General features: G+C 71.4%; 8 protein-coding genes and 2 tRNA genes. 4 read left to right on the plus strand and 6 right to left on the minus strand.

Annotated elements, in window-relative coordinates:
* Window positions 1-68: 68 nt before the first annotated feature.
* From QL985_RS11570 to asd, 4 genes are all read left to right on the plus strand, one after another.
* Window positions 69-890, plus strand: a complete 822-nt coding sequence (locus tag QL985_RS11570; RefSeq protein ID WP_019309685.1) for a thymidylate synthase — start codon at window positions 69-71, stop codon at window positions 888-890.
* Window positions 887-1,534 carry a dihydrofolate reductase gene (locus tag QL985_RS11575; RefSeq protein ID WP_019309686.1) on the plus strand — a complete coding sequence of 216 codons (648 nt, stop codon included), beginning with the start codon at window positions 887-889 and terminating at the stop codon, window positions 1,532-1,534. Before QL985_RS11570 ends, QL985_RS11575 begins: the two co-directional genes overlap by 4 nt.
* A gap of 37 nt (window positions 1,535-1,571) precedes the next feature.
* Window positions 1,572-1,916 carry a GNAT family N-acetyltransferase gene (locus tag QL985_RS11580; RefSeq protein ID WP_059281422.1) on the plus strand — a complete coding sequence of 115 codons (345 nt, stop codon included), beginning with the start codon at window positions 1,572-1,574 and terminating at the stop codon, window positions 1,914-1,916.
* 181 nt (window positions 1,917-2,097) lie between these two features.
* Entirely contained in the window at window positions 2,098-3,234 is a 1,137-nt protein-coding gene (gene asd / locus QL985_RS11585) for an aspartate-semialdehyde dehydrogenase (RefSeq protein WP_082698356.1), read from the plus strand.
* A gap of 71 nt (window positions 3,235-3,305) precedes the next feature.
* Here the strand turns inward: asd and QL985_RS11590 are convergent, their stop codons facing one another.
* The 6 genes from QL985_RS11590 to QL985_RS11615 all read right to left on the minus strand — a co-directional run bounded on the left by QL985_RS11590 (window position 3,306) and on the right by QL985_RS11615 (window position 6,496).
* A complete protein-coding gene (locus tag QL985_RS11590; RefSeq protein ID WP_019309689.1) occupies window positions 3,306-3,713 on the minus strand; it encodes a PGPGW domain-containing protein in 408 nt (135 codons plus the stop codon).
* A gap of 52 nt (window positions 3,714-3,765) precedes the next feature.
* Entirely contained in the window at window positions 3,766-5,040 is a 1,275-nt protein-coding gene (locus tag QL985_RS11595; RefSeq protein ID WP_059281160.1) for a UDP-N-acetylmuramate dehydrogenase, read from the minus strand.
* 11 nt (window positions 5,041-5,051) lie between these two features.
* Window positions 5,052-5,534, minus strand: a complete 483-nt coding sequence (locus QL985_RS11600; RefSeq protein WP_019309691.1) for a MaoC family dehydratase — start codon at window positions 5,532-5,534, stop codon at window positions 5,052-5,054.
* Entirely contained in the window at window positions 5,531-5,980 is a 450-nt protein-coding gene (locus tag QL985_RS11605) for a MaoC family dehydratase N-terminal domain-containing protein (protein ID WP_019309692.1), read from the minus strand. Before QL985_RS11605 ends, QL985_RS11600 begins: the two co-directional genes overlap by 4 nt.
* Window positions 5,981-6,297: 317 nt before the next feature.
* Window positions 6,298-6,371, minus strand: a tRNA-Met gene (locus QL985_RS11610).
* 53 nt (window positions 6,372-6,424) lie between these two features.
* Window positions 6,425-6,496 (minus strand) — tRNA-Thr (locus QL985_RS11615).
* Between the last annotated feature and the right edge of the window lie 284 nt (window positions 6,497-6,780).

Genomic DNA, 6,780 nt, shown 5'->3' on the forward strand with positions numbered 1-6,780 from the left:
GTGGCGCCCCCGCGGCCCCCGCCAGCAGAGAGCGCGACGCGAGCGTGCGGCGTCGTGAGAGGAGAGCCATGAGCGAGATCCCCACACCGTACGAGGACCTGCTGCGGGACGTCCTGGAGAACGGGACGCCCAAGACGGACCGCACCGGGACCGGGACGCTGTCGGTGTTCGGGCGCCAGATCCGCTACGACCTCAGCTCCTCCTTCCCCCTGCTGACCACCAAGCGTGTGCACTTCCGCTCCGTGGCGCTCGAGCTGCTGTGGTTCCTCTCCGGCTCCTCCAACGTGCGCTGGCTGCAGGAGCGCGGGGTGAGCATCTGGGACGAGTGGGCGGACGAGAACGGGGACCTGGGTCCGGTGTACGGCGTGCAGTGGCGCAGCTGGCCCGCCGGGCACGGGGAGACGATCGACCAGATCGCGCGCGTGGTCGAGTCCATCCGCACCACCCCGGACTCCCGGCGGCACATGGTCACCGCGTGGAATCCCGCGGAGGTGGACCGGATGGCGCTGCCCCCGTGCCACGCGCTGTTCCAGTTCTACGTGCAGCCGCGCGAGGACGGCCCGGACGCCCTGAGCTGCCAGCTCTACCAGCGCTCGGCGGACCTGTTCCTGGGCGTGCCGTTCAACATCGCCTCCTACGCGCTGCTCACCGTGATGGTGGCCCAGCAGTGCGACCTGGTGCCCGGCGAGTTCGTGTGGACCGGCGGGGACTGCCACATCTACACCAACCACCTGGAGCAGGTACGCACGCAGCTCGCGCGCGAGCCCTACCCGTACCCCACGCTGCGGCTCACGCGTCGCCCGGAGACCATCTTCGACTACGCGTTCGAGGACTTCGCGGTGGAGGGCTACCAGCACCACCCCGGCATCAAGGCACCGGTGGCGGTGTGAGCGCGGACCGTTTCCCCGCCCCATCCCGGACCCAGCCCCCGGCGGACGACGACGCCGCTCACGCCCCGTCCGCGAGCGGCACGAGCGGCGTCGTCGTGGGGGCCATCTGGGCGCAGAGCCCGAGTGGTGTGATCGGGGTGGACGGCGGTATCCCGTGGCACCTGTCCGAGGACCTGAAGTTCTTCGCGCGCACCACCATCGGGCACCCCGTGGTCATGGGCCGGCGCACGTGGGAGTCCTTCCCGGAGAAGTTCCGTCCGCTGCCGGGACGGCCGAACATCGTGATCACGTCCCGTCCGGAGTCCGTGCCCGCGGACGGCGAGCGCGTGTGGGCCGTGGGCTCCTACACCGAGGCCCTCGACCTCGCCGTGTCCCTGCTCCCGGCTTCCGGGCCGGAGCACGAGGACACCGCCCGTGAGGTGTGGGTGATCGGCGGGCCGGGAGTGTGGCACGAGGCCGTGTCCCACCGGCCGCTGCCGCTCACCCGTGCCCTGGTGACCACCGTGGACCTGGACGTCACCGGGGACACCCACGCTCCCGCGCTGGAGGGCTCCTGGTCCCGCCGGGAGGTCGCGGACTGGGCCGAGTCCCGCAACGGCACCCGGTTCCGGATCGACGAGTGGACGCACACCCCCGTGGGATAGCGTGATGTCCCACACACACCGAGCGGAGGAGTCCCCCGTGAGCGACGAGAGCACACCGAGCACCGTCACGAGCCCTGAGCTGAAGATCGTGCCCAACCACGACGACTCCCGCTACGAGCTGTGGGACGGCGGGCAGTACATCGGCTTCCTGGGCGTGGAGGTGCTCCCGGACGGCACCGTGGACCTGCAGCACACCATCATCTCCGAAGCCTTCGGCCGACAGGGCTACGCCCGCACGCTCGTGACCCGCGTGCTGGACGAGTACCGCGAGCGCGGCACGAAGGTGCGGGCCACGTGCAGCTACGTGCGGGACTTCATGGACCGCTTTCCGTCCTACCGGGACCTGCTGGCCACCACGCCGGACCCGCGCGCCGAGGGCTGAGCCCGGCCCCGTGGCGTGGCGGGCCGGGAGGTCGTGGCCGGGTGCGCGCGGAGCAGAGGTGTGCGGACGGGGCGGGGGCGAGCGGCGCCGTGGTGGGTTGCTCACTCGTGGCCGGGGACGAGGCGTCGACCCTCGTCCCAGCCCCGGACCGGGCCCACGCCTCCTGGCTAGACTGGGCGGCATGACTTCACACCCCGCCGCCGTAGGTTTCATCGGTTGGCGCGGCATGGTCGGCTCCGTGCTCATGGACCGCCTGCGCGCCGAGAACGACTTCGCGGAGCTGGACCCCGTGTTCTTCTCCACCTCCGCCGCTGGGGAGCCGGCACCGGAGATCGACGGTCTCGGAGACACCGGCACCCTGCAGGACGCCCACGACCTCGAGGCGCTCGCCAAGCTCCCGGTGCTCGTGACCACGCAGGGCGGGGACTACACCACGGCCGTCCACGGAGCCCTGCGAGCCGCCGGCTGGGACGGCATCTGGATCGACGCCGCCTCCACGCTGCGCATGGACGACGACGCCGTGATCGTGCTGGATCCCGTCAACCGGGACGTCATCGACGCCGCCCTGGACCGCGGTGCGAAGGACTTCGTGGGCGGCAACTGCACCGTCTCGTGCATGCTCATGGGCCTGGGCGGGCTGTTCCGCAACGGGCTGGTGGAGTGGGCCACCTCCATGACCTACCAGGCGGCCTCCGGCGGCGGCGCCCGCCACATGCGCGAGGTGCTGCGGCAGTTCGGGGACCTCAACGGCACCGTGGCCGAGCAGCTGTCCGATCCGGCGTCCGCGATCCTGGAGATCGACCGCGCCGTGCTGGCCGCCCAGCGCGGCGGGGAGCTGGACACCACCCAGTTCGGAGTGCCCCTGGCGGGTTCGCTCATCCCCTGGATCGACGCGGACCTCGGCAACGGCCAGTCCCGCGAGGAGTGGAAGGCCCAGGCGGAGACCAACAAGATCCTGGGCCGCTCCGGGGACGCCACCATCCCCGTGGACGGGCTGTGCGTGCGGATCGCCGCCATGCGCTCCCACTCCCAGGCGCTCACCCTCAAGCTGCGCGAGGAGATCCCCGTGCCCGAGATTGAGCGGCTCCTGGACGAGGACAACGAGTGGGCCACCGTGGTGCCCAACATCAAGGAGGACACCATGAGGGACCTCACCCCCGTGGCCGCCTCCGGTTCGCTGCAGATCCCCGTGGGTCGCATCCGCACCCTGTCCATGGGACCGCAGCACGTCTCCGCGTTCACCGTGGGGGACCAGCTGCTGTGGGGCGCGGCCGAACCCGTGCGCCGGATGCTCAAGATCGCCCTCGGGACACTCTGAGACAGCGGGGTTCCGTCCGGCTGCGTGGCCGTCACGACGGCGGCCCCTCGTCAGTGCCGCGGCTGCCCTGGTCACTGGCCTGTCGAGGGGTCCGTGGCACGCATGTGCCGCGGCCCCTGCTCCCACCCGTGCGGCTTGTCCCGTGCCCGCCGGTAGCGCCACTCGGCCACGAGGTTGGACCACCAGCGCCACATCCGCAGTGCCGCCCGCTTGATGCGCATGTTGAGCCGGTGCGCCCACTCGAACTCCGTGCTCCAGATGCCCAGCCCCAGGAAGATGAACAGCCACCCGGGCCCCGGGGTCACGAGCATCACGAGCCCCGCGAGCGCGAACACCCCGCCGAGCACGATCACGATGCCCTTGTGCAGCACCCGCAGCACGGGGTGCCGTTCGGAGAAGGCTCGCAGCCGCAGGACGGCGTCGTGCACCCGCCCGCCACGTTCACCGCGCTCGATCTCCTCGTGGAGCTCGGAGCTCACGACAGCACCGCCCGGGGCTCGGAGAACGACGCCGCCGCGGGGCGCGCGCATCTCACAGGGACAGCCCCAGCAGCACCGGTTCGGGTTCCAGGCGCACCCCGAACACCTGCTCCACACCGCGCTGCACCGCGCGGGCCACTGCTGCGACGTCCTCCCCGGTCGCCTCCCCGCGGTTGGTCATGGCCAGGGTGTGCTTGCTGGACAGGGACGCCCGGCCCCCGGCAACGTCCTCCCCGGCCAGGTCCAGCAGCTCGTTGCGTGTGCCGGGCAGCCCGAAGCCCTTGCCGAAGCCCGCGTGGTCGATCAGCCACGCGGCGGAGAACTTCACGGCGCCCTCCACGGTGCGGCCTCGTGCATCCAGGACCGGGTACCGGGGGGCGTCCGCCGGAATCCGGTCCGTGAGCTCGTGCTCGGGCACCACGGGGTTCGTGAAGAAGGAGCCCGTGCTGAAGGTGTCCCGGTCCTCGGGATCCAGCACCATGCCCTTGCCTGCCCGCAGCCGCAGGACGGTGTCCCGCACGGTGGTCAACGGGGCACGCTCCCCCACCTCGACACCCAGAGCGGTGGCCAGCTGCGCATAGCGCACGGGCGTGGAGTCCTCACGCCGCTCCAACCGGAACGTCACGGAGAGCACCACGTACCGCGGTGAGCCGTGGTCCGTGCTGCGCTTGAGCAGGGAGTCACGGTAGGAGAACTCGAGGTCCTCGAACGAGAACGTGCGGCTCCGCTGCTCCTGCCGGTCCCACACGCGCACCCGCACGATGTTCTGCGAGACCTCCGAGCCGTAGGCGCCCACGTTCTGCACCGGGGTGGCGCCCGTGGTCCCGGGGATCCCGGCGAGCGTCTCCAGCCCGGCGAGCCCGCGCTCCACGGTGTCCCGCACGAGGTCGTCCCACGGGTGTCCGGCCGCGGCCTCCACGAGCACGGAGCGCTCGTCCGCGGCGTCGCCACCGGTCTCGGTCCCGGTCTCGGTCTCGGCGCCACCGTGGGCCGGGGGCAGATGCTGGGCGGCGCCGTGGTGGGCCCCGCCGTGGGGAGATGCTCCGGCCGGCTCGCGGGCGACGTCGTCAGACGGTGCACTGCCCGCCGTGCGGCGCGGGTCCGTGACCGTGAAACCCCGGGTGCCCACGAGCACCACCGTGCCCTCGAACGGCTCGTCCGAGGCGAGGATGTTGGACCCCCCGCCCACGATCAGCACGCGCTCCCCCGCCTGGTCGGCGCGCGAGACCGCCGCCACGAGCTCCTCCTCCGTGCTGGCCTCCACGCAGCGGGAGACGGGGCCGCCCACGGCCGTGGACGTGAGCTGGGAGAGTCGCGGTGCATTCATGGTGGTCAATCCTAGTGCGGGAACCTCACGACGGCCTGGGCCTTGACGAGCACCTTGAGCGCCGTGGCGGTCTCCGGCTTCGCATCGGGGTCCGAGAGGTCCGGGGCGGTCACCGTGAGGTCCACGCGCGCGGTGCGCGCCTGCGGATCCACGGCCCCGACCACACCGCTGACCGACAGCGCGGTGCTCGGCTCGACCGCCGTGCCGTACGCGTTGGGAACCACCACGGGCTTGGTGAAGCGGGTCTGGTAGTCCACCACGGCACCCGGGTCACCGGCCCACTCGGTCACCAGCCCCACGGCCACGCCCATGGTGAACATCCCGTGGGCGATCACGTTCGGCAGACCCACCGACCGGGCGAAGTCCTCGTTCCAGTGGATGGGGTTCATGTCCCCCGAGGCTCCCGCGTAGGCCACGAGGTCCGCGCGGGACACCTCGATGCGCCGCTCGCCGATCTTCTGGCCCTTCTCCAGGCTCTCGAACTCCACGCTCACTGGTCCTCTCCTCGTACGAGCAGCGACGACACGGTGGTCGCCACTTTCTCCCCGTCCACCGTGGTGACCTCCACGCGTGACGTCACCATGGCCCCTGTTCCCAGCGGTCGCACGGCATCCACCGTGACCGCCGCCGTCAGCTCGTCCCCCGCCACGACGGGCCGGTGGTGCGTGAAACGCTGGTCCGCGTGGACCACGCGCGAGAAGTCGATCCCGGCCTCGGGGTCGTTGACCAGGGCGGCGTCGGCCCGCTGGGACACGACGATCGCGAAGGTGGGCGGGGCCACGAGGTCCGGGTAGCCGGCCGCCTGCGCGGCGGCGACGTCGTGGTGCACGGGATCCGTGGCCTTCACAGCGGTGGCGAACTCGCGGATCTTCTCGCGGCCCACCTGGTACGCGGGGATGGACGGGTAGGTGGTGCCCACCACGTCAGGGGATACGGCCATGGTCTCCTCGATTCGACGGACGGCTTTCCGCCCAGCCTATCGGCCCCTCCGCTCCCCGGTCCGCCGACGACGCGTGGCCGGGGACGGTGCACTCGCGCTCGTCAGGTGCGGGACTTGGCCGACGACGGCGCACCGGGTACTCGTCACCGAGGCCCGGGCACCGGGGGTGGTAGCGCGGGCCCCGGCCACCGGGGGTGGTAACCCGGCCCCGCAACCTCCCGCGTGCACGAATGCACCGGCCATCCACGGCGCGGGACCAGCGGCGGAGCCGGACACGGAAAAGGCGCCGCTCCCCGAGGGGAACGGCGCCTGAACGGTAGCGGTGGACGGGCTCGATCCGTCGACCTCACGATTATGAGTCGTGCGCTCTAACCAGCTGAGCTACACCGCCACATCATGGATGAAACCCGCGGTTCACAAGGTTCCGCAGGTTGTCATCATGAGAGCCCCGACCGGGAATCGATCCCGGGACCTCCATCTTACCAAGATGGCGCTCTACCACTGAGCTATCGGGGCAACGCGGAATACTCTAACAGCATCTCATCGCGATGCACAAAACGGCTCTGGCCCCTGAATCACGCGACGGGGCGCCCGCCCCGGCGCCGGGGAATCGGGCCCGCGCAGGACGGGCTCGCCGGTAGGCGCAGGGGGGCGATCAGAGCGGGGGCGCCGGGGCGGATGCTGTGAGGTGGAGTAAACGCAGCACAGGGCTCCGATTTCTGCACTAACGGAGCAAATGCACACCCCGGGTGGGTGGACGGCTGACCGCCCAGCACCGAGGGCCGGGTGGACCCCCACCA

Source organism: Kocuria sp. APC 4018 (genome assembly GCF_030407675.1).
Lineage (GTDB): Bacteria > Actinomycetota > Actinomycetes > Actinomycetales > Micrococcaceae > Kocuria > Kocuria rhizophila.

Coding starts and splice junctions, on each gene's coding strand:
- QL985_RS11570 (WP_019309685.1), top strand. CDS start 69: ATGAGCGAGATCCCCACACCGTACGAGGACCTGCTGCGGGACGTCCTG.
- asd (WP_082698356.1), top strand. CDS start 2,098: ATGACTTCACACCCCGCCGCCGTAGGTTTCATCGGTTGGCGCGGCATG.
- QL985_RS11595 (WP_059281160.1), bottom strand. CDS start 5,040: ATGAATGCACCGCGACTCTCCCAGCTCACGTCCACGGCCGTGGGCGGC.
- QL985_RS11605 (WP_019309692.1), bottom strand. CDS start 5,980: ATGGCCGTATCCCCTGACGTGGTGGGCACCACCTACCCGTCCATCCCC.